This is a genomic window from Sphingobium sp. EP60837, from assembly GCF_001658005.1.
Lineage (GTDB): Bacteria > Pseudomonadota > Alphaproteobacteria > Sphingomonadales > Sphingomonadaceae > Sphingobium > Sphingobium tyrosinilyticum.
In genome coordinates, this window is record NZ_CP015987.1 from 1,096,647 (window position 1) to 1,117,407 (window position 20,761).

Here is a 20,761-nt window from a genome sequence, read left to right on the forward strand (position 1 = left end):
AATCGATGGTTCGAAAATAAACAATCTTGTTTCTTTTATTCACTCCGCTATCGGAGAGGTCAACCGTCATGATCGGAGTTCGTCGCTTGCCGCCTTTGGGCCTGCGCTCCTCTTTGCTTCTGCTTTGCGCCGCGCTTTGCGGCTGCGCCCCATCGATTGAACTGGCGCGGCCGAAGCTTGCCCTGCCTGAACGGTTTGAGGCGGCTCCTGCCACTGGGGCAGCGTCGGAACCGCTGGACAGATGGTGGGACCGCTTCGCCGACCCGCAGCTTTCCGCGTTGGTGGACGAGGCGTTGGCCTATAATACGGATGCGCGGTCCGCCTATTTCCGCCTGCGGGAGGCGCGTGCCATCCGGGATCAGTCGCTGTCCCAACGCCTGCCCACAGGGGCGGTGAGCGGTTCGGCCAAGGTGCAGGATGGCAGTCAGCTGTCGGGCACCGATGTCTTCGGTTCGACAGCAAGGAGCGATAGTCAGTCGCTGAGCTTCAGCCCGAGCTGGGAACTCGACCTGTTCGGGCGGCTGGCCGCGATTGGGGAAGGCGCGCGGGCAAGCTATGTGGCGGCCGCCTATGACTATCATGCTGCGCGTCTCAGTCTGGCTGCCGATGTCGCCAGCGCCTTGTTCGACGCACGCGGGCTCGCGGTGCAGCGTGACGATGCTCAGGAGGTGCTGCGGATCGCGCGGGATTTGGCGCGGGCGTCCGAACTCGGCCGCGATCATGGTCTGGTCGCAGCGGGGGAGACGGCGCGGCTGGAAGGCGATGTCGCGTCCGCGCAGGCAGAACTGACGCGCGTTGAAACCGCATTGCGCAATGCAAAGCGATCGCTGCTGGTGCTGGTGGGGCGGCCCGATGCGCGGACCGAAAGCCTGCCCATCGAAGCGCGGCTCGATACGCCGCCGCCGGTCCCGCCGATCTTGCCCGCAACGCTGCTGACCCGCCGACCGGATGTGCTCGCGGCGGAAGCGCGGCTGGCGGCAGCGGCGAGCGCCGTGCAGGTTGACCGGCTGGCGCTCTTTCCGCGCTTCACCCTTCAGGGGACCGGCAGCATCAGCCGTACCTCGGGCGCGCTGGGAGGCGTGTCGAGCCTCTGGTCGCTGGGCGCGGGGCTAAGCCTGCCGATACTGGATCGAACGCGCCTGATGGCGCAACTGCGTGCGACGCAGGCTCAGGGGGAGCAAGCGGTCATCAGTTATGAGGCAGCGGTGCAGGCGGCCTTTCGCGACGCCGACATAGCGCTCGCTCTCGTCGCCGCCGACCGAACGCGGCTCACCGATCTGGCGCGGGCGGAAGAGCGGGCGCGCTTCGCCTTCAGTACGGGACGCAAGGGCTATCAGGCCGGGCTGACCGACCTTACAACGCTGCTGCAGTCCGAACAGACCTGGCGTGCGGCGCGCCGGGCGCTCACCACGGCGCGGACGCGGGCGCTCAACAATATCGTTGCCGCGTGCCGGACATTGGGCGGGGGTTGGAGCCCTGATGATCCGGCGACCGCCCCTGACCAGCCCGCAATCATTCTGCCGATCCAGTCCAAGGAAATGCCGTGACCATCAAGCTGCGTCCCATTGCCCTGGCGCTACCCTTCACGCTGCTGCTTGCCGCATGCGGCCGCGGCGAGGACGGCGCGAAGGAACCGCCGCCCCCCACCGTGACCGTCGCTCGGATCGAGCAGCGCGCACTGGAAGGCGGGCTTAGCGCTTCGGGCCGGCTGATCCCGCGGGAGGAAGTGGCGGTCGCGCCGGAACTGTCGGGCTACCGTATCGCTCGAGTGCTGGTGGAAGAAGACGCCAGGGTCGGCGCGGGGCAGGTGCTTGCCGTATTGGACGACACGCTGCTGCGCTCCCAGATAGATCAGGCGCGCGCGCAGCTCAGCCAGCAGCAGGTGGCTTATGAAAAGGCGCGGATGGAGGCAGGCCGCGTGGCCGGGCTCGACAATCAGGGCGTGCTTTCGCAGGAGGCAATCGATCAGCGACGGATAGCGGCCCGTTCGGCGCAGGCGGCGGTCGGCGTGGCAAAGGCGCAGCTTGACGATCTGCTGACGCGGCAGCGGCGGCTGATCGTGCGTTCGCCTGTCGCAGGACGCGTGCTTCAGCGTTCCGCACGGCCGGGCGAACCCTCCGCATCGGGCACGGTGCTGTTCACCATCGCACGCGACGATCTTGTAGAACTGGATGCCGAAGTAGCCGAAGCGGCGATGGGCACTCTGGCCATCGGCGACCCTGCTGTCGTCACGCTAGCGTCGGGCGCGAAGATCAACGGCAGGGTGCGCCTGCTGGGCGCGCGCGTCGATAACCAGACCGGCCTGTCGAGGGCCCGCATTGCCCTGCCCGTCAGTCCCGATCTGCGGCCGGGTGGCTTTGCCCAAGCCAGTTTCGTCAAGGAAAGCACGGCTGTCCTGGCGGCCCCTGAAAAGGCGGTGCATTATGATGCGGACGGCGCGTACATGCTGCTGCTGGACAAGGGCGACCGCGTTCATCGCGTGTCGGTGCGCACGGGACGGCGTGCAGCGGGCATGGTCGAAATATTGAGCGGCGCGAAGCCGGGCGGCCGAGCGGTCCTGGGCGGCGGCGCGTTCCTGCTGGAAGGCGACCGGGTGCGGACTGCGCCCGGCGGAAGAACCTAAGCCATGCGCATTTCCGCCTGGGCCATCCGCAATCCGATTCCGGTCGTATCGCTGTTCATCCTGCTGACGATTGCGGGGATCGTCGCCTATGTCGGACTGCCCATCAAGCAGTTCCCCAATGTCAACTTCCCTGTCGTGAGCGTTACCGTCACGCAAAATGGCGCTGCGCCCAGCGAAGTTGAAAATCAGATTACCCGCCCCATAGAGAACGCCCTTAGCGGCGTGGCCGGGGTCAAGCATATCAGCTCGACCGCCGTACTCGGCTCATCAACCACGACGGTCGAATTCGAGCTCCACAGCGACATGCAGAAGGCTACGGATGACGTCCGCACTGCCGTGGAGCGGGCGCGCGTCGAACTGCCTACCGGTATCGATCCGCCGCTGGTGCAGAGGCTGGACATCGATAACGCGCCGATCCTGACCTATGCGGTCAGCGCGCCGGGTATGGGCGACACCGAATTGTCGCGCTTCATCGACAAGGTCGTCACCCGAGCCTTGCAAGCCCAGGCGGGGGTGGCGCAGGTCCGGCGGATTGGCGGCGCGGAGCGCGAGATCAATGTGGTGTTGGATGCGCAGCGCATGGCGGCGTTCGGCGTGACCGCGCCGCAGGTCAACAATGCGCTTGCGGCCTTCAATAGCGATGATCCGGGCGGCCGCGCGGACGTCGGCGCAGTCGAACAAACGATCCGCGTGCTGGGATCGTCCATTACGATAGACCGGCTGCGGGCGCTCTCCATCCCTGTCCAGGGCCGCTATGTGCGCCTGTCCGATATTGCCGAGATTGGCGACGGCGCGGCCGAGCAGCGCAGCTTCGCGCGTCTCGACGGCAGGCCGGTGACCGCGATCCAGGTCAGCAAGACGCGCGATGCGAGTGACATCAGCGTGGAAGATCGGGTGGTCAAGGCGATCGATCAGCTTCAGGCGGATCATCGGGGCGTCATCTTCACCAAGCTGGTTTCCACCGTTGATTCCACACGCCGCAGCTTCTCTTCGACCCAGCATGTGCTAATCGAGGGCATCTTCCTCGCCGTCCTCGTGGTCTATCTCTTCCTGCGTAACTGGCGGGCCACGATCATCGCTGCCGTAGCCATGCCGCTGTCGCTCATCCCGACTTTCGTGATGATGTCGGCCATGGGCTTCAGCCTCAACAGCATCACGCTGCTGGCGCTGACGCTGGTGATCGGCATCCTGGTCGATGACGCCATCGTGGAAGTCGAAAATATCGAAAAGCGCATCGAGGCAGGGGAAAGCCCCTATCGCGCCGCGCTGATCGGGGCCGACGCCATCGGCCTCGCGGTCATTGCCACTACTGCGACGATCATCGCCGTGTTCGCGCCGGTTTCGCTGATACCGGGCCAGGCAGGGCAGTTTTTCCGAGAGTTCGGCCTGACCGTCGCAGTCGCGGTGCTTTTCTCCCTAGTGGTCGCGCGCTTGCTCACGCCTCTGATGGCCGCCTATTTCCTGGTGCCGTTGAAGGATAGGACGCATCGGGAAAAGCAGCCGGTCAATCCGATCTACGGCCGCATATTGGATTGGGCGCTGGCGCATCGGTGGATGACCATGGCGATCGGCGCAGGCATTTTCCTGTTGTCGCTGCTGCTCGCCAGCCTCACGCCAGTGGGTTTCCAGCCGGTCGGCAATCCCGGCTATCTCTATGTGGCGGTGCAGGGGCCTCCTGGCGCCACGCGCGAGGACATGGCCCGTGCTGTGAACACAGCCACGAAGATGCTGCTGGCCGAACCCGCCGTCGAGCGCGTCTTTGCGCAGGTCGGCTCGACCGCAGGAGGCTTTGGCGACGGCGATGATCTGAGGTCGGGGACCTTGACGGTCGTGCTGAAGGAGCATCGCGACGTCACCACGGACCAGTTCCGCCAGATCATAAGGCCCAAGCTGCGCGATGTGCCCGATATTCGCCTGTCGAACCAGGGTTCGTTCGGCAGTGCGGGTGTCAGCATCGTGCTGGCGGGAGAGGATGGGCAGGCGCTGGAGCGCACGCAGATCGAATTGTTGCGCCAGATGCGCGGCGTGCGCTCGATTTCGGATCCGCGCCCTGCGCCTCCGCCTGCCGGTCCGGAGTTGATCGTGACGCCCCGGTCAGAGGAGGCCGCGCGCCTCAACGTGGATAGCCGCACCCTGGCGCAGGTCCTGCGCGTCGCAACCATCGGTGACATAGACGCCAGCGTCGCAAAATATTCCGATGGCGACGAACGCGTGCCGATACGCGTGCGCCTGCCAGAAGGATCGCGTCAGGATTTGGATACGATCGCCAACCTGCGGGTCCCGACGCTTGATGGCCAGACGACGCCGCTGTCGGCTGTCGCGGATATCCGGTTCAAGGCCGGACCCGGAAAGATCGTGCGGTATGACCGCGAACGCCGAGTGTCGGTGGAAGCTGACCTCATCGCCGGGAGGACATTAGGACAGGCGCTTGAAGAAGTCGCAGCGCTGCCGGTGATGCGCAATCTTCCCAAAGGCGTGCAGCAAGCGCGTGAAGGCGACTCCGAGGCAATGGCTGAACTGTTTGGCGGTTTTCTGCTCGCGATCGTGGCAGGTATCGGCCTAACATTCTCCGTCCTGGTTCTGTTGTTCAAGGGCTTCTTCAAGCCAGTGGTGATTCTTGCCGCGCTTCCGCTGTCGCTGCTTGGCGCATTCACCGCGCTGGTCCTCTTTGGCAAGACGCTGGACCTTCCCGCCATGATCGGCTTGCTGATGCTGCTCGGGCTGTGCGCCAAGAACTCGATCCTGCTCGTCGAGTTTGCGATCGAGGAAGAGCGTGCAGGAACGCCGATGACGCATGCGCTGCGCAATGCGTGCCGTGAGCGTGCAAGGCCGATCGTGATGACGACTGTTGCGATGGCGGCGGGCATGCTGCCTACGGCGCTCGGGATAGGGGAGGGCGCTGAGTTCCGTCAGCCCATGGCGCTCGCGGTGATCGGCGGTTTGATCACGTCCACCGCCTTGTCACTCATCTTCGTCCCGGTGATATATGAAATTGTGGAGAGCATCGAACGTTGGATCGCGCCGCGCGCCGCCCGATTCGTGACGCCGCGTCAGCCGGGCGACGATGATCCGTTCCCTACATGATGAGGCGACATTAGCGTTTACTCACTTATCGCTTGACCAATCGAACATAGACGTTCAATTGGGGACTGCCTTCCAGGCACTCTCCTACACCTACTAGGCCGGCTATATGCCGGCCTTTTCTTTGCCTGCTACGCTTGGCCGTGGTTCGGAGGGGGCAGAGTATCTGTTCGGCCTGAGGGCGAGTGGGGCCGAAATCCTGAGCGCCATTCAAACGAGGCTGCATGCACGAAGATATTGGGCAGTGGCAAAGCGCAGGCGCGTGCGCCTGAAATGCACAAATGTTTGGGGCAAAAAGAAAGGGCGCTTGAGCGCCCTTCCTCTGTGCGACCCGGGTCGTAAAATCAGGGCAGCTTCGCCAGATCTGCGTCGATCGCAGCAAGGCGGGCGTCCGTGACTTCTTCGCTGGCATATTGCTGAATCGCCTTCAGCGTCATGCCGCGAGCCATTTCGACCTGATCATTGGTCGTCATGCCGGGGATATGCTTTTCGACGATCGCCTTGGCGGCAGGGTTGTCGAGCAGCGTGCCCAGATCGGTGTCAGCGGTGTTCAGCTTGCCCTTGACGGCAGCAGCTGCGGGTGCCGACGCGGCGGTCTGCGCAAGAGCAGGCGTCGCAATGGCGAGGGCTGCCGTAGCAAGAATCAAAAGACGCATGAATCAGGATCCTCCATTTTCGAGACCATCTATATCGCACGATATCGTTCTAAATTCAAGTCACCAACTTGCGCGTGCGGCCATAAAAAGATCGACTGTGTCGCGGGCGGCCTTCAATATATCCTCTTCGGCGACCGGCCCGCAGCTGCTTTCCTGAACTTCCCATCCCGAAATTGTCGATACGAACAGGCGGGCAATGACATCAGGATTGCGCACCGGTATCCCATCGCGCCTTGCCGCCTCCTGAATATCGCGACTGATAAGCTGGACGATGTAGATATAGCCGGCTTCATAAAGTGCCTTGGCCAGTTCCGGGAACCGGTCCCGATAAGCGAGCGTCAGGCGCTTGAAAGCCTGAACGTCGGCCTGCAGAAATGATCGTGCGATGGTGCGCGCGTGATGGTACAGCCGCTCGCCGATATCGTCCGTGAGGAGATAATCTTCCTGCGACGACACGGCCGACCATTTATCGACGCGATCCTGGATCACCTTAGTGAACAAGGCCTCCTTCGATGGATAGCGTGCGTAAAGCGTTCCTTTGGAAACGCCCGTCGCCGTCGCGATATTCTCCATCGCTACAGTGTCATAGCCCGACTCTAAAAACATGCGGCTGGCGGTTGCGAGAATTGCCTCATCGATGGCGGCAACCTGTTTCGCGTCCGGTCGACCTCTTTTGGGCTTAAATGCTTTTTCGATCTTCGTGGCAGTCATAATCACATCTCTGACTCAGGCGGTCCTTATTAGCAATCCCGGTTCGAAAAAAAATCGAACGCAACCGATCGAATATTGACGCCATGCCGATGCGAGTCTATGAAAGGTAAACTATCAAGATCTGAACTATGTCCATGGCCGGAGAGGGCTTTAATCATGAAAAAATCGACGTCGCTCCTGTGCCTTGCTGCGATGGGCTCGATGCTGACGCCCATTTCCGGACAGGCGAAGACATCGGCGGATACACCTGAACGTCGCGCTGCTGAAACGCTCGCGAAAATGACGCCGGAAGAGAAGTTCACTCTGCTCCATGGGCCCATGCCATCGATTCTGCCGCCCGCCAAAAGGCCCCAGGGTGTGACGATCGGCGCTGGCTTCATCGAGGGCGTCGAGCGCCTCGGCGTGCCCCGGTTGATCGAGAGCGACGCGAGCCTGGGCGTTTCGAACCTCATGGAAATGCGCAAGGGCGATGTCGCTACCGCTCTGCCTTCGGGGCTCTCCCTGGCGTCGAGCTGGGACCCAGAAATCGCCCGTTCAGGCGGGGTGATGATTGGGTCGGAGGCGCGAGCCAAGGGCTTCAACGTCATGCTAGTGGGCGGCGTCAATCTCGTGCGCGATCCCCGCGCGGGCCGGAATTTCGAATATCTGGGCGAAGACCCGCTGCTCGGTGGCGTGCTGGTGGGCGGCCAGATTGCTGGCGTCCAGTCCAACAACATCATCGGCACGATCAAGCATTTCGCCCTCAACAATCAGGAAACCGGCCGCAATGTCGGCTCGGTGGAAATGGACGAGACGCCTATGCGGGAAAGCGACCTGCTCGCCTTTCAAATCGGTATCGAACGCGGCAATCCCGGTTCGGTAATGTGCGCCTATAATCGTGTTGGCGGCACCTACGCTTGCGAGAACGCGTTTCTCCTGAACGATGTGCTGCGTCGCGATTGGGGCTTCAAGGGCTTCGTGATGTCCGACTGGGGCGCGGTCCATTCGACCGAGGCGATCCTGGCCGGGCTGGACCAGCAGTCGGGCGAGCAGCTCGACGGCAAGCGCTATTTCTCCGATCTGCTCGTCAAGGCGCTGCAGGAAGGCAAGGTTCCGCAGTCTGCCGTCGATAAGGCTGCGGGGCGCGTGCTCTATGCCATCTATGCGCATGGCCTGGCCGATAATCCGCTCAAGCCGGGCCAGCCGATCAACTATGACGCCAATGCCGAGGTCGCGCAGCGCGCAGCCGAGCAGGGCATTGTCCTGCTGCGCAACGAGGGCGGCATCCTGCCCTTGGCCGCATCGGCGAAGAAGATATTGGTCGTTGGCGGCAATGCCGATGTCGGCGTGCCCGGCGGCGGCGGATCGAGCCAGGTCAACCCTGTGGGTGGCCTCAAACGCGTTGGCAAGGGTGCGGAAAGCGGTCCGGCTGCCGGGTTCGCCAAGCGCGGCTACGGCGGCACCGCGCCGCTCGACGCCTTGCGCGCCGAATTGCCTGGAGCGCAGATCAGCTATCTGGACGGCAAGGATGCAGCGGCCGCCGCATCTGCTGCCAAGGCTGCGGACGTCGTAATCGTCTTCGCGGAAAAATTTGCCACCGAAGCGGTAGATCAGCCCGATCTCTCGCTGGGCGAAGGGCAGGATGCGCTGATCGACGCGGTCGCTGGCGCAAATGCCAAGACCGTGGTGGTTCTGGAAACCGGCAATGCCGTGCTGATGCCCTGGCGGGACAAGGTGCCCGCCATCCTGTCGGCTTGGTATGGCGGCCAGCGTGGCGGGACGGCCATCGCCCGCATCCTGACTGGCAAGGTCAATCCGTCGGGCCATCTGCCGGTCACTTTCCCGGCATCGGTCGACCATTTGCCAAATCCGGTGCTGCCTGGTTCGGACGCTCCTCCGGCGGACAAGGAAACGCGTGCGGTTTACGGCATTCAGGCTGGTACGAAGCCGTTCGACATCCGCTATCCGGAAGGATCGGATGTTGGCTATCGCTGGTTCGACAAAAAGGGTTTGAAGCCGCTCTATCCCTTCGGCCATGGCCTCAGCTACACGCAGTTCCGCTATGACGGGCTGAAGACGACCGGCGGCAAGGCGCTGACCGTGCGTTTCACCGTCACCAACAGCGGCCAGCGCGCGGGTGCCGATGTGCCTCAGGTCTATGTCACGCGGCCCGGCAAGGCCAAGCGGCTTGTCGGCTGGGCCAAGCCTGACCTGAAGCCGGGCGAGAGCACAGAGGTTACGGTGACGGCGGATATGCGCGTGCTGGCTGACTTCGACGCCAAGGCGCAGCGTTGGGTGCTGCCTGCCGAGGAAGTGAAGGTCGAAGTCGGCACGTCTGCGGCCGATCCGGTCCTGACCGGCACCGCCAAGCTGAACCGCGCCGTCCGGAAGCCCTGAGCCATGACGACCAAGCGGATGATGAAGTGCTGCCTGCTGGCGGCAACGGCTTTGCTCGCCCTGGCCGATACGCCAGCCCTGGCGGGGCCTCTGGAGGAGGGGTTTCGCGTCCCTCCGATAGAGGCCCGTCCGCGCTTTCGCTGGTGGTGGCCGGGCGACGCAGTAACGGATGAAGAGCTGCGCCGCGAGGTCAAGCTCATGGCGGACACGGGCTTTGCTGGCGCGGAGATCCAGTCATTTTCGCCGAATTTCATCACGCTGACCCCTGACGAGAAGGAGCGGGTGAACCAATATGCCGAGCCCTCCTTCTTCGCCCACGTCCGCACGGCGGGGGAGGCGGCGAAGTCGGCGGGGCTGACGCTCGATTATACGCTTGGCTCTTCGTGGCCCTCGGGCGGCGGATTTGCCATTCCGCCGGAACTGGCTTTCACCGAATTGACCATGGCCCGTTCGGAGGTGAAGGGCGGGCAGGTTGGCCCGATCAAGCTGACCATCCCCAAGCGCACGCGGCGGCTCGGCGCGCTCAACTTTCTCGACGCCCGCGTCAAGGACCCGAAAGTCGCCGACTGGGGCAAGCGTCTTGATGCGCGGGCGCGCACCGTCGCCGTGGTGGCGGTTAAGGGCGGAGCGCCCATGCTCAATCCGGCTGCGGCGGGGGCGATGGGCATGACGCTGACGCCGTGGCGCGACGTCATCACGCCCGGCACGCTCGATCCGTCGAGCAGCATCGTCCTGACCGACAAGCTGCGGGATGATGGGACATTGGATTGGACGCCGCCGCCGGGCGATTGGCAGTTATTCCTGTTCCGCCAATATGCGTCGGATGTGGGCGTCCTCGGCGCAGCGGGGCAGGGGCCGCAGCTGATCCTGGATCACATGAATCCCAAAGCCTTCGCCGCACATGTGGCGCGGGTCGGTGATCCGCTTGGTAACAACCCGCCGGGCCTGCGATCGACCTTTGTCGACAGCCTGGAATTGATGCAGGACATCCAATGGGGTCCTGAATTGCTGAAGGAATTCAAGAAAAGGCGCGGATATGATCTGACGCCCTATCTGCCCTTCGTCTTGCAGCCGGGCTGGATGCAGGCGTGGAACGAGCATTGGTCCCCGCCCTATTTCGACTCATCGAGCGGCGATTTTGCCGAACGGGTGCGTACCGACTACCGCCGCACCGTGTCGGACATGATGATTGAGGGGTTCATTCAGCCGTTCGTCGCATGGAATCACAGCCATGGCCTGAAAGCCAAATTCCAGGCCCATGGCGGCCCGTTCGACGTCATTCGCGGCTATGGCCTTGCTGACATTCCCGAGACCGAAGACCTGCCCGGCGAGGGCGATCCGTTATTCACGCGCCTCGCCCGGTCGGCAGCGCATCTTTATGGCAAGCCGATCGTGTCCGCGGAAAGCCTAGCCTGGGCAAATCGGCCGTTCGACGTGACGCCGGACGAAATGCGGCGGCGGGTCGATGCTCTGATCGTGGGCGGCGTCAACTCGATGATCCTACATGGCTATAATTACCGCTTCCATGCCGAGGATTGGCCGGGCTGGCACGCATTTCAACCCAGCCCGTTCGCAGCGGGCTTTTCCAGCATGCTGAACGAGACCAATCCGGTCTGGTCAGCCATGAAGCCGCTGGGCACCTATATCGGTCGGCTCCAGTCTGTGATGCAGGCAGGACAGGCGGTGGTGCCTGTCGCCTATTTCTACGGCCGCTACGGCTATTATGAAGGCATCGAAGACCAGGGCGCAGGCAGGCTGGCGGCCGAGAAGGCGTTTCTAGCCGCGGGCTATGATTATGACCGGATCAATCCGGACTCCATCGCCCATGCCCGTGTGGAGGGTCGGCAACTCATCGCCCAAGGCGGTCAGCGTTATCCGGTGCTCGTCCTGCCCCCGATAGACGGCATCCGCGCCGATACGGCCGAAGCCATCGCCGGTTTCGCTAAGGCCGGGCTGCCGGTCTTCTTCATCGATCACGCCCCCACGCGCGATGAAGGATTGGCGCAGGCCCGCAGTCGCGACGCCCGGGTGAAAAAGGCCGTGGCCGCCGCGATGAAGGCGGGGGCGAAAGTCGTTCCAGCAGCCGCAATCCCTGACAGCCTGCGAACAGCGTCGATCCCTGCCAATCTGCACTTCAGCGGCGATGCGACCGGCCTGGTCTTTGTCCAGCGGCGGATCGATGGCCGCACCGTCACCTTCGTCCACAACAGGGGCGAAGCTGCGCGCGCGGTCACGATGACGCTGCCAGGCGTCGGCGGCATCACGCGCTGGGATGCTATGGATGGCAGTATGACGCCTGTTTCAGCCAAGGCCGTCCAGCAGCAGACAGCGGTGCCGCTTATGCTCGCAGCTGGTGAAAGCGCATTGCTGGTGCTTGACCCCAAAACGCAGGCCGCCACTATCCCGTCACCCGTTCCCGTCGGCAGCGTAACGCTGCCCGCCGATGGGTGGCAGCTTCGCGTGGAGGGCCATGCGGAGCGAAATCCCTATGCCCATGATTTCGGCTCCGTGACGCTGAAGGATTGGCTGCAGGTTCCGGAACTGACGCAGTTCGCAGGCACTGGCACTTATCGGCGATCGATCACTGTCGATGCGGGCTGGCTGACGAAGGGCACGAAGCTTGTACTCGATCTCGGGCAGGTGCGTGACATCGCGACCGTAACGATCAATGGCCTGAGCCTTCCCACCATGTTCAGCGCCCCGTTCCGTGTCGATGTGACCGGCCTGTTGCGCGCGGGGAAGAACGACCTCAGCGTAGCAGTCGCCAATGTGCCGCAAAATGGGGTGATCAATCCCAAGAACCCGGCGTACAAGAAGTTCAAGCCGGTGCCAGCTGGATGGACGGGGCCCGTCCGATTGGAGGCCAGCCGATGATCCTCCGCCGCGCCGCGACGGCGCTCGCCTCCGTCCTCCTCCTGGCCGCAGCACCTGCTACGACGGCTCCCGACGATCTGAGTTTGGTCAATCCTGAGTTGCGGCCCATGGCGCGCGTCATATTGCAGGCGCAGCGCAAGGGGAACAGCTTCACCCCCCCTAAGCTGGGCGCGCTGCCCGCCGGCGTCGAGGAACGGCAGGCGCCGGGTTCGCGCGGGCATCCCGCCGTTCCGGTCTATGTGGTCAATGCCGGGACCGCAGCCGGATCGCCGCGCGGCGCGATCTACTACGTCCATGGGGGTGGCTTTATCGGCGGCGACGCCCGGGAAAATCTGTCTTCGCTCAAGAGCATGGCGGCGCGACTGAACTGTGTGGTTGTGTCCGTCCAATATCGCCTTGCGCCAGCCACCCGCTTTCCCGGTCCGCTGGAGGATGCTTATGCGGGGCTGAAATGGCTGCATGGCAATGCAGCGTCGCTGGGTGTCGATCCGGCACGCATAGTTGTGCTGGGCGAAAGTGCCGGAGGCGGTCTGGCCGCGATGTTGACGATCGCGGCGCGAGATCGGGGCGAGGTGCCGGTAGCCTATCAGGCGCTGGTATATCCGATGCTCGACGATCGCACGGGTTCGTCCCGCCCGGTTCCGCCTCATATCGGCCAACTGATTTGGACCGCAAAATCCAATCGCCAAGGCTGGCAGGCGCTGCTGGGGCGTGAACCCGGTGCAGCCAGTCAACCAGCAGGGTCGGTTCCGGCACGCGTCGCCAACCTTAAGGGGCTGCCGCCCACCTTTATCGAAGTGGGCTCCATCGATCTCTTCGCGGAGGAGGATATCGAATTTGCCCGCCGCCTGGTCAATGCAGGCGTGCCGACCGAGTTGCTGGTCGTTCCCGGCGCTTTCCACGGATTTCAGTTCATCGCGCCGCGTGCTGCAGTCTCGCAACAATTCACCGCGGCGCTGGACGCCGCGCTGGCTCGCGCTCTTTCGCCGGAGAAGAAATAATGACCCTGCGTGCGCTGATGGCTGGATCGCTGATGATTGCCGCCGCGCCTGCTGCGATGGCTCAATCCGGCACGAGTCAGGGCTGGATCAGCCATGCGGAGGCTGGACCTGCCGTCCGCCCGATCGTGCTGCATTTCCGCCGCACTATCACCTTGTCTGTGAAGCCGCGCAGCTATCCGGTGCGCGTAACAGCCGACAACCGCTTCATCCTGTTCGTGAACGGTAAGCGCGTCGCCGCAGGACCGTCGATCGGCGATATCAGTCATTGGCGGGAAGAGAGCATCGACCTTGCCCCCTATATGAAGGCCGGCGCAAACGTCATTGCGGCCACTGTATGGAACGGGGTGCAGCCGCTGAAACTGCCCGCCAGCGCGACGCCGGAGCAAATATCCGCCGCGCAGGGCGCTGCCCTGTTCACCAACACGGCACCCCTTTTCCAGCAGAGCGTCGCGACCGGATTTCGCCTGATCGGCGAAGGCGAGGCGGCGGCGGCATCGACCGATCAGCCTGGCTGGCGCGTCAAGCGCGATCAGGGCCGGGGCTTCGGCAATGGCTGGCGGCAGGTCAAACGCTGGTATTATGTCGCGGGCAATCCTGAGACGATCGATGCCGCCAAAGCGGATTTCGACGCCGCCGGGCCGCAGGAAAAGGGGCAGGGCTGGCAGGATGCCGTGGCTGCGCCAGACGCGGCGAAGCGGACGCTGGTTCCCGATCGATTGCCGCAGCAGCTTTATGCGCCCGCCGCCTTTGGCAAGGTCGTGCGCACCGACTTGCCCGCCGCCAGAGCCTTTCCCGCGCGGCCAGTTACCATCGCGCCGAACAGCAAGATCACCTTGCTCCTGCAGCGCGACGCGATGCTGTCCGCCTATCCGCAAATCGACGTTTCGGGCGGCAAGGGTGCGGCGATCAAGCTGCTTTGGGCCGAAGCGCTTTACGATGCAGATGGCCGCAAAGGCGACCGCGACCTGATCGAGGATCGCAAGCCGATCGGCATATGGGATAGCTTCATAGCTGACGGCGCGAAGCGCAGTTTCGCACCCCTGTGGTGGCGGACCTGGCGCTATGCCGAAATCACGGTCGAAACCAAGGACCAGCCGTTGGTGCTGGAGGGGCTGCGCGCCTTTGAAACCGGCTATCCCTTCAAACAGGTCGGTCAGTTCAAGAGCGACGATCCGCAACTCACGCAGATTTTCAACGTAGGCTGGCGCACCGCGCGGATCGACGCCCATGAAACCTACATGGACACGGCCTTTTGGGAACAGTTGCAATATGCTGGCGACACGCGCCTGCAGATGCTGATTTCCTATGCCGTTTCCGGCGATCCCCGGCTGGCCGAGCAGGCGATCGATGCCTATGCAGCGTCCAATGTCGATGGCGGGCTGATCGAAAGCGCCTGGCCGACGCGGGGCAAGAATGTGATCGCGCCGTTTGCGCTGCTGTGGGTCGGAATGTTGGACGATTGGCGGCTGCGGCAGCCCGATCCCGCGCCGATCGTTCGTAATATCGGGCGGATGCGCCAGATACTCGATTGGTTCGAAACCTATAAGCGGCCCAGCGGATTGCTCGGCAAGAACCCTCAGTGGAATTTCATCGATTGGGTTGGGCAGGCTGCGACCGATCGCTCCATCTTCCCTTCCTATGGCAAAGCTGATGAAAGCTGTCTGATGAGCGTCAGCTGGCTGGGCGCTCTGCAGCAGGGTGCCGCGATCGAGGACGCCTTTGGTGACAAGGGCGTAGGGCAGCGCTACGCCGAACGGGCGGCGGCATTGAAAGCCGCCATTCGCAAGCATTGCTGGGTTCCCTCGCGTGGGCTCTACGCCGACAATCCCGATGGTGATCGCTTCAGCCAGCATATGAACGCCCTCGCGATCCTTTACGATGTGGCGGACCGCGACGAAGCAGGTGCCATCATCGACCGGATCAACGTGCCGGGGAAGGGCATCGACGCGCCGGAAGGGGTCACAGCTGTCAGCTATTATTTCGCCTGGTATCTCGCCCAGGCACTGGTGCATGCTGGCAAGGCCGACCAATATCTGGGCCTGCTGAAGACATGGCGCGATTTGCTGGGGGTCCACTATACGACCTGGCCAGAGGAACGCGACGATGCGGGGCAGGGCGGCAAGGGGCAATCAACCCGCTCCGACAGTCATGCGTGGAGCGCCCATCCGACTGCCGACCTGCTGGGCATCGTCGCGGGCATCGGGCCGGATGCGCCTGGCTATGCGCGGGTGAAGGTGGAGCCTGCGCTGGGATCGCTCAAGATCCTGTCGGCGACCGCCGCGACACCGCAGGGGCCGGTCAGCGTCCGCTATCGTCTGTCGGGCGGCACGCTGAACGCGGAGATCACCCGGCCTGCCAATTTGCCGGGTGACTTCGTGTGGAAGGGAAAGCGCTATTCGCTCACCCGCGTGACCACGAAATTGAAGGTCCCGGCGCGCTAGGCCGGGACCATTCAACGCGACGGGGCGGCCTTCGGGCCGAACCCGTTGAGGTCGATCCAGCGGAATAGCCCATCAGTCCAGCCTTCCGTCGTCGTGTCCTTCTTGCCAAGGCCGAAGCCATGGCCGCTGCGTTGATAGGCGTGAAACTCGATCGGGCGGCGGGCGGCGATCCAGCTTTCGATCAGTCCATAGCCTGCGCGACCTGACAGGGGATCGTCCGTCGCCATCGCAACGAAGGCCGGGGGCGCATCAGCGGGCACCGCGACCTTTTCCATAGGCGGATAGAGCATGACGGAGAAGGCTGGGCGGTCGGCGGGCGCCGCGTCCAGCGTGACGCGGATCGTGGTGCGCGCGCCTGCGGAAAATCCGATCATGCCGACCTTCGCCGGATCGACATGCCATTGCGCCGCCCGCGACCTTACTAGCTTCAACGCCGCGATGCCGTCGGCCACTGCATAGGGCGGCGTGACGATGCGCAGGCCCTCACCAGGCTTGCCGATCCAGCCTGTCATCCGGCTCTGCATAACCTTGCCAAAGGAAGGCCAATCGCGTGGCGTAGGCTCAAGCCGGTATTTAAGGACGAAGGCAGCGATGCCATGATCTGCGAGCAGGCGCGCAACCTTCATCCCCTCATGATCCCAGGCGAGCGTCACGAAGGCTCCGCCGGGTGCAATGACCATGGCGGTACCAGTCGCTTTTGCAGGATCAGGCAGAACGGGCACCAGGCTTGCTTCACTGGTGTTGCGCACGCTCATGTTGCCGGGCGTTCCGAACCAGATTTCCGGTCCGTTGGCGCTCGGAACGACTCCGGTGCCGAGGCTGATCCCCTGCCGCATCTCCGCTGGCGGGGGCAATTGCGCCGCCGCCGCCGTGACACCCAGCGTCCACGCGGCCGCCATATTAAGCAGCTTGGTCTTCATCCGGCCTCTCCCCTGATTTTCGAGCGGTGGTTCAGCCCGCCGCCTCACTCCATACCTGCGCAAAAAATGGATTGCGCGCGGCTTCCGCATCATAGGTTGCTGGGTCGAGCATGGTCGTGGGGCACCAATGCCCCCCCTTCAGATACAAGCGCGGCGTCATGCTGAACCGATGACCCGCCGCCGACTGCCACTCCACCGGCACATCCGGCCCTTCGAAAGCGTCGGCCAGGCACTTGCCCCCGCGATATTCCGCCGCAGCCTTCAGATCCTCGATCCGCCAATCCTCGGGCGCCCGCGTCTCATCATAGCCATGATCAAGCAGGCTCGGTTCGCGTGCGGGCTGCGTATATTGGAAATCGTCCCAGTTGCGCGGGAGAGCTTCCCACGCGGCGCGCGATCCGAAATAGGCGCGAATCTTGGCTTCATCATTGGTCGCGAACCAGTGCAGCGATCCTTCGGGCGCGTTGGCGAGCTTTTCGATCTGCTTCGATATGACGCCCGGCAACAGCTTTGGAATAGCGCGCGCGATCCACGGCATGTGCTTTGGCGCTTCGCGGAAATAATCGTCCAGCGACTGTTCGCGGAAGGGCACCAGCGCTTCCAGCCGATCGGAATCCGCATACCATTGACCATGGAAGTTGCGCGTCGCGAACCAGTGCGGCTTTAGCACTTTGCGATAGTTGGGCATGGTCTTTTCCATGAACTCATGGTTGACCACCCGCGACGAAGCGCCGCCGCCGATATTGTAGAAGCCCCGCCAGAAAGCGTCCGGCACATCGTCACTGCACACCGCGGCCATCAGGCGGCCGCTGTCGTTGGCGGTGGACCATTCGAATACGCCGTTCAGCGGATTGTGGAACATGATCGGATCGAAGATCTTCCACATGTCATAATGCGCCATGCCGCTCTGTCGCAGAGAGGCCCAGTGAGTGATCCCGCTCTGCGCGACGATCGCCTCCGCCTGGGTCTTGGTAACGGCATAATGATCATAGGCGCTGATCTTGATCGGATCACCCGTTCGGCCCCACTGCACCGGCGCGTTGCGGCTGCCGGTCTCTGCGATGGTGCCGATGTAGATGAGCCGCGTCTGCTTGGGATCGCCGACCGCGTGGATGGCATCCACGATATTCTGCGCGCCGCCGACATTCACCCGTGTCACGACGTCGGCGGGCAGGCGATCAGCCAGCGGAGACACGAGCGCGCCGACATGCAGCACGATATCCGCACCGCTGACGCCCTTGCGAATGGACGCGGCATCGGTCAGATCGCCCCAGACGATATCCGCCAATTCCCGCCGCTGGACATCCTTGACTACCGGATGCGCGTTTTCCTCCGGCCGCACCAATATACGCAGGCGTAGCGTATCGCTCCTCGCGGCAATCCGCTTGATCGCCTCGCGGCCCATATTGCCGGTCGCGCCGGTCAGAAAAATCGTCTTGCGGCTGTCGGTCATAAATCTCCTCTCCTAGAACCGCGCTCAATCGCACGTGCACGTGCTAATAACAAGGGGCTCAGAGCATTGCAGGAGTTCCACTACGCGCAGGACCAACATATCGTCAGGAGTGCGCAAAATAGATGGCAAGCGCTCATTTTCAACTGTTGCCAATAAAGCACGCACTCGTACGAAAATTTTCGATCAGCCGAGTCTCCGGATTGCGACGCCTTAGCAGCGCGGCTAGCGGCCGTCCCATTCGTGGGATGCACATCCCCTATTTATGGAAAGGACGTCATGAAAAAGGCGAATGGAATTGCTGCGTTGTTGTGTGGCGCAGCGCTGATTGTACCGGCAGCAGCTTGGGCGCAGGACAGCGCCGGCACTGAAGGTGGTGAATCGAACGAAATCATCGTCACCGCGACCCGCGAAGCCCGCTCGCTCCAGTCCGTGCCGATGACCGTCAACGTCGCGACCGGAGAGCAGCTCCAGAAGTTCAACATCTTCGACGCGAAGGACGTGCAGCAGCTCGCGCCGGGCCTGGAGCTGAGCAACACCAGCGGCCGTAACAACACCACCACGCTGCGTGGCGTGACCTTCGATCCGGACCAGGGCACCAGCCCGGCCGTTCAGGTCTATTACAACGAAATTCCGACCGACGCGCAGACCGTCTATACCGCGCTGTACGACATCCAGCAGATCGAAGTCCTGCGCGGCCCGCAGGGCCTGCTGCGTGGTCTCTCGGCTCCGGCCGGTTCGATCACGATCGCCACGCGCCGCCCGAACTTCGACGAGATCGAAGGCTATGCGCAGGCGACCGCTACCACGCGTGATGGCTACAACATCCAGGCTGGCGTTTCGCTGCCGTTCAACGACACGCTGGCGATCCGCGTCGCGGGCCTGGTCGATGGCAACCGCCTGAACAACGTCCGCAACATCACCAATGGCGAGCGTTCGCGCAGCCGTACCGAAAGCGCGCGCGTTACGCTGGGTTGGCAGCCGAGCAGCGATTTCACTGCCTATCTGACCTATCAGTATCTGTTTGCGGACAATTTCCAGAACCAGCAGGTGGTTGGCACAGGCGCAGTCGCGGACGGCTTCAACCGTTCGGGCCCGGCGCTTGAGGCGGATGACTATGCCGCCGTTTCGGATGGCCGCTTCCGCAATCGGAATGAAAGCCACATCGTCAATCTGGCCTTCGACTATGATCTTGGCCCGGCGACGCTGTCCTTCGTGGGCGCTCACCAGTTCAGCCGGCTGACGGCCGAGCGTGACCTGGACGCGGGCAACGCAATCCCCGATTATGTGTACGCTTCGACTGTCCGGTCGCCTTATAAGGTGGACTCGGCTGAAGTCCGCCTTGCCTCCAACAACAAGGAAGGCTTTGGCTGGGGCGTAGGTGCATTCTACACCAAGCAGACGGGCACTGTTGTCACCAATCAGCGCGCGGATCAGTTCTTCGCTCCCGTTCCGATTGTGTTTGGCGCCTATTTGCCGGTCAACACGGATGTATTCACCCCCGTGGACACTCAGACCTGGTCGTTCAACGGCAATCTGCGGTATCGTTCGAACGGCTTCTCGATCGAAGGCGGCCTGCGTTACTCCATCATCAAGAATGTCCAGACGACCGACATCTTCGTATCGTCGCCGGGCAATGCAGCGTTCGGCGTTCCACCCTTCACGCTCCCCGTGCAGGAAGGCGTTCCTGCCGATCTGCAGCGGTTCACGAACAAGCCGCTGACCGGCGGCGTCACGGTCTCCTACGAGTTCAACCCGCGCCTCAACGCCTATTTCGCCTATGGGCATTCCTACCGCGCCGGCAGCACGGGCGTCGCTGTTCCGCTGGGCGTCAGCCGGGACCTGATCCGTACCAAGCCTGAAAAGACCGACTCTTTCGAAGTGGGCCTGAAGGGCAAGTTGTTCGACAACCGCGCGAACTTCACTGTTTCGGCCTTCTACCAGACGCTGGAAAATTACCTCAGCCGCTTCACCGGCATCTATTATGAGTCGGCTGCGGCCAACCCCCCGACGGGCGGGTTCGACTTCAACTATAATGGCGATGCCAAGATCAAGGGCGTGGAAGCGTCGATCGATGGCCGTATCACGGACAATTGGGATCTAGGCGTCAGCGCATCCTATGTCCGGGCGCGCTATGACAACGCCCTTGTGCCTTGCAACGACTATGCGGGTACGGGTTCGCCCAACCAGAACGCCCCCTCACCGGCGGTCACCGGCCCGGGCAATGTCAGCTACTGCGTGACCAATGGCCGCCTGGCGCAGACGCCGGACTTCAACCTGACCGCGAACACGGAAATCCGTTTCTCGGTCGGCGAAGTCACCCCGTTTGTAAGGGCGCTGCTCAACTATCGCCCCGGCTTCTATGCTGACCGGGTCGATTATGACTATCGCTCGCGCACGCTGCTGAATCTCTTCGCCGGGTTCCGGACCGAAGGCGACCGCTTTGAACTCACCGCCTTCGCAAAGAATGTGCTGAATCAGAAGCGGATCACCAACATCAGCCTGGGTACCACGCAGTTCAATACGGCTGTTCCGGGTCTCACCTACAATTCGGGCTACCAGACGGTGAACGTCACCAACCCGCGCGAATTCGGCCTGACCGGAACTTTCCGGTTCTGATCTTGAACT

The 20,761-nt window shown here is 63.0% G+C and carries 12 protein-coding genes; 8 read left to right on the forward strand and 4 right to left on the reverse strand.

All coding sequences use genetic code 11. The features are described from left to right. The first annotated feature begins 68 nt into the window (after window positions 1-68). From EP837_RS17975 to EP837_RS17985, 3 genes are read left to right on the forward strand one after another with little or no spacing between them, the layout of a single operon-like run. The gene (locus EP837_RS17975; RefSeq protein WP_066531474.1) at window positions 69-1,547 is read left to right on the forward strand and encodes an efflux transporter outer membrane subunit; all 1,479 of its coding nucleotides are present in this window, start codon (window positions 69-71) and stop codon (window positions 1,545-1,547) included. Next, window positions 1,544-2,623 carry an efflux RND transporter periplasmic adaptor subunit gene (locus EP837_RS17980; RefSeq protein WP_156518701.1) on the forward strand — a complete coding sequence of 360 codons (1,080 nt, stop codon included), beginning with the start codon at window positions 1,544-1,546 and terminating at the stop codon, window positions 2,621-2,623. The genes EP837_RS17975 and EP837_RS17980 overlap by 4 nt, the downstream gene beginning before the upstream one ends. Before the next feature lie 3 nt (window positions 2,624-2,626). After that, the gene (locus EP837_RS17985) at window positions 2,627-5,707 is read left to right on the forward strand and encodes an efflux RND transporter permease subunit (protein WP_066531475.1); all 3,081 of its coding nucleotides are present in this window, start codon (window positions 2,627-2,629) and stop codon (window positions 5,705-5,707) included. A 341-nt stretch (window positions 5,708-6,048) separates the two neighbouring features. Here EP837_RS17985 and EP837_RS17990 read toward each other — a convergent pair whose 3' ends face one another. Together EP837_RS17990 and EP837_RS17995 are read right to left on the reverse strand one after the other, a co-directional pair. After that, window positions 6,049-6,360 (reverse strand): hypothetical protein, encoded by a 312-nt coding sequence (locus tag EP837_RS17990; RefSeq protein WP_066531477.1) that lies wholly within the window; start codon window positions 6,358-6,360, stop codon window positions 6,049-6,051. 60 nt (window positions 6,361-6,420) lie between these two features. Next, window positions 6,421-7,071 (reverse strand): TetR/AcrR family transcriptional regulator, encoded by a 651-nt coding sequence (locus EP837_RS17995; protein WP_066531481.1) that lies wholly within the window; start codon window positions 7,069-7,071, stop codon window positions 6,421-6,423. A gap of 156 nt (window positions 7,072-7,227) precedes the next feature. Here EP837_RS17995 and EP837_RS18000 point away from each other — a divergent pair, with 156 nt between their 5' ends. From EP837_RS18000 to EP837_RS18015, 4 genes are read left to right on the forward strand one after another with little or no spacing between them, the layout of a single operon-like run. Beyond that, window positions 7,228-9,447, forward strand: a complete 2,220-nt coding sequence (locus EP837_RS18000; protein ID WP_066531483.1) for a glycoside hydrolase family 3 C-terminal domain-containing protein — start codon at window positions 7,228-7,230, stop codon at window positions 9,445-9,447. Between the two features lie 3 nt (window positions 9,448-9,450). Continuing rightward, complete coding sequence (locus EP837_RS18005) at window positions 9,451-12,321, forward strand: glycosyl hydrolase (protein ID WP_082919788.1); 2,871 nt, start codon at window positions 9,451-9,453, stop codon at window positions 12,319-12,321. Continuing rightward, window positions 12,318-13,322, forward strand: coding sequence for an alpha/beta hydrolase (locus tag EP837_RS18010; protein ID WP_066531846.1), 1,005 nt, complete (start codon window positions 12,318-12,320; stop codon window positions 13,320-13,322). The genes EP837_RS18005 and EP837_RS18010 overlap by 4 nt, the downstream gene beginning before the upstream one ends. Continuing rightward, window positions 13,322-15,763, forward strand: coding sequence for an alpha-L-rhamnosidase-related protein (locus tag EP837_RS18015; RefSeq protein ID WP_066531485.1), 2,442 nt, complete (start codon window positions 13,322-13,324; stop codon window positions 15,761-15,763). Before EP837_RS18010 ends, EP837_RS18015 begins: the two co-directional genes overlap by 1 nt. Window positions 15,764-15,774: 11 nt before the next feature. Here the strand turns inward: EP837_RS18015 and EP837_RS18020 are convergent, their stop codons facing one another. Next, window positions 15,775-16,683, reverse strand: a complete 909-nt coding sequence (locus EP837_RS18020) for an alpha/beta hydrolase (RefSeq protein ID WP_066531488.1) — start codon at window positions 16,681-16,683, stop codon at window positions 15,775-15,777. A 31-nt stretch (window positions 16,684-16,714) separates the two neighbouring features. Further along, complete coding sequence (locus EP837_RS18025; RefSeq protein ID WP_066531490.1) at window positions 16,715-18,136, reverse strand: NAD-dependent epimerase/dehydratase family protein; 1,422 nt, start codon at window positions 18,134-18,136, stop codon at window positions 16,715-16,717. Window positions 18,137-18,412: 276 nt separating this feature from the next. On the opposite strand from EP837_RS18025, the gene EP837_RS18030 reads away from it, so the two are divergent. Continuing rightward, on the forward strand, window positions 18,413-20,752 hold the full coding sequence (locus tag EP837_RS18030) for a TonB-dependent receptor (protein WP_066531493.1): 2,340 nt from the start codon (window positions 18,413-18,415) through the stop codon (window positions 20,750-20,752). Window positions 20,753-20,761: the final 9 nt, after the last annotated feature.

What these genes read in the sequence shown, in the direction of transcription:
- EP837_RS18010 (WP_066531846.1), top strand. Translation starts at nt 12,318, where the DNA reads ATGATCCTCCGCCGCGCCGCGACGGCGCTCGCCTCCGTCCTCCTCCTG.
- EP837_RS17995 (WP_066531481.1), bottom strand. Translation starts at nt 7,071, where the DNA reads ATGACTGCCACGAAGATCGAAAAAGCATTTAAGCCCAAAAGAGGTCGA.
- EP837_RS18005 (WP_082919788.1), top strand. Translation starts at nt 9,451, where the DNA reads ATGACGACCAAGCGGATGATGAAGTGCTGCCTGCTGGCGGCAACGGCT.
- EP837_RS18000 (WP_066531483.1), top strand. Translation starts at nt 7,228, where the DNA reads ATGAAAAAATCGACGTCGCTCCTGTGCCTTGCTGCGATGGGCTCGATG.
- EP837_RS18030 (WP_066531493.1), top strand. Translation starts at nt 18,413, where the DNA reads ATGAAAAAGGCGAATGGAATTGCTGCGTTGTTGTGTGGCGCAGCGCTG.
- EP837_RS18020 (WP_066531488.1), bottom strand. Translation starts at nt 16,683, where the DNA reads ATGAAGACCAAGCTGCTTAATATGGCGGCCGCGTGGACGCTGGGTGTC.
- EP837_RS18025 (WP_066531490.1), bottom strand. Translation starts at nt 18,136, where the DNA reads ATGACCGACAGCCGCAAGACGATTTTTCTGACCGGCGCGACCGGCAAT.
- EP837_RS18015 (WP_066531485.1), top strand. Translation starts at nt 13,322, where the DNA reads ATGACCCTGCGTGCGCTGATGGCTGGATCGCTGATGATTGCCGCCGCG.
- EP837_RS17985 (WP_066531475.1), top strand. Translation starts at nt 2,627, where the DNA reads ATGCGCATTTCCGCCTGGGCCATCCGCAATCCGATTCCGGTCGTATCG.
- EP837_RS17990 (WP_066531477.1), bottom strand. Translation starts at nt 6,360, where the DNA reads ATGCGTCTTTTGATTCTTGCTACGGCAGCCCTCGCCATTGCGACGCCT.
- EP837_RS17975 (WP_066531474.1), top strand. Translation starts at nt 69, where the DNA reads ATGATCGGAGTTCGTCGCTTGCCGCCTTTGGGCCTGCGCTCCTCTTTG.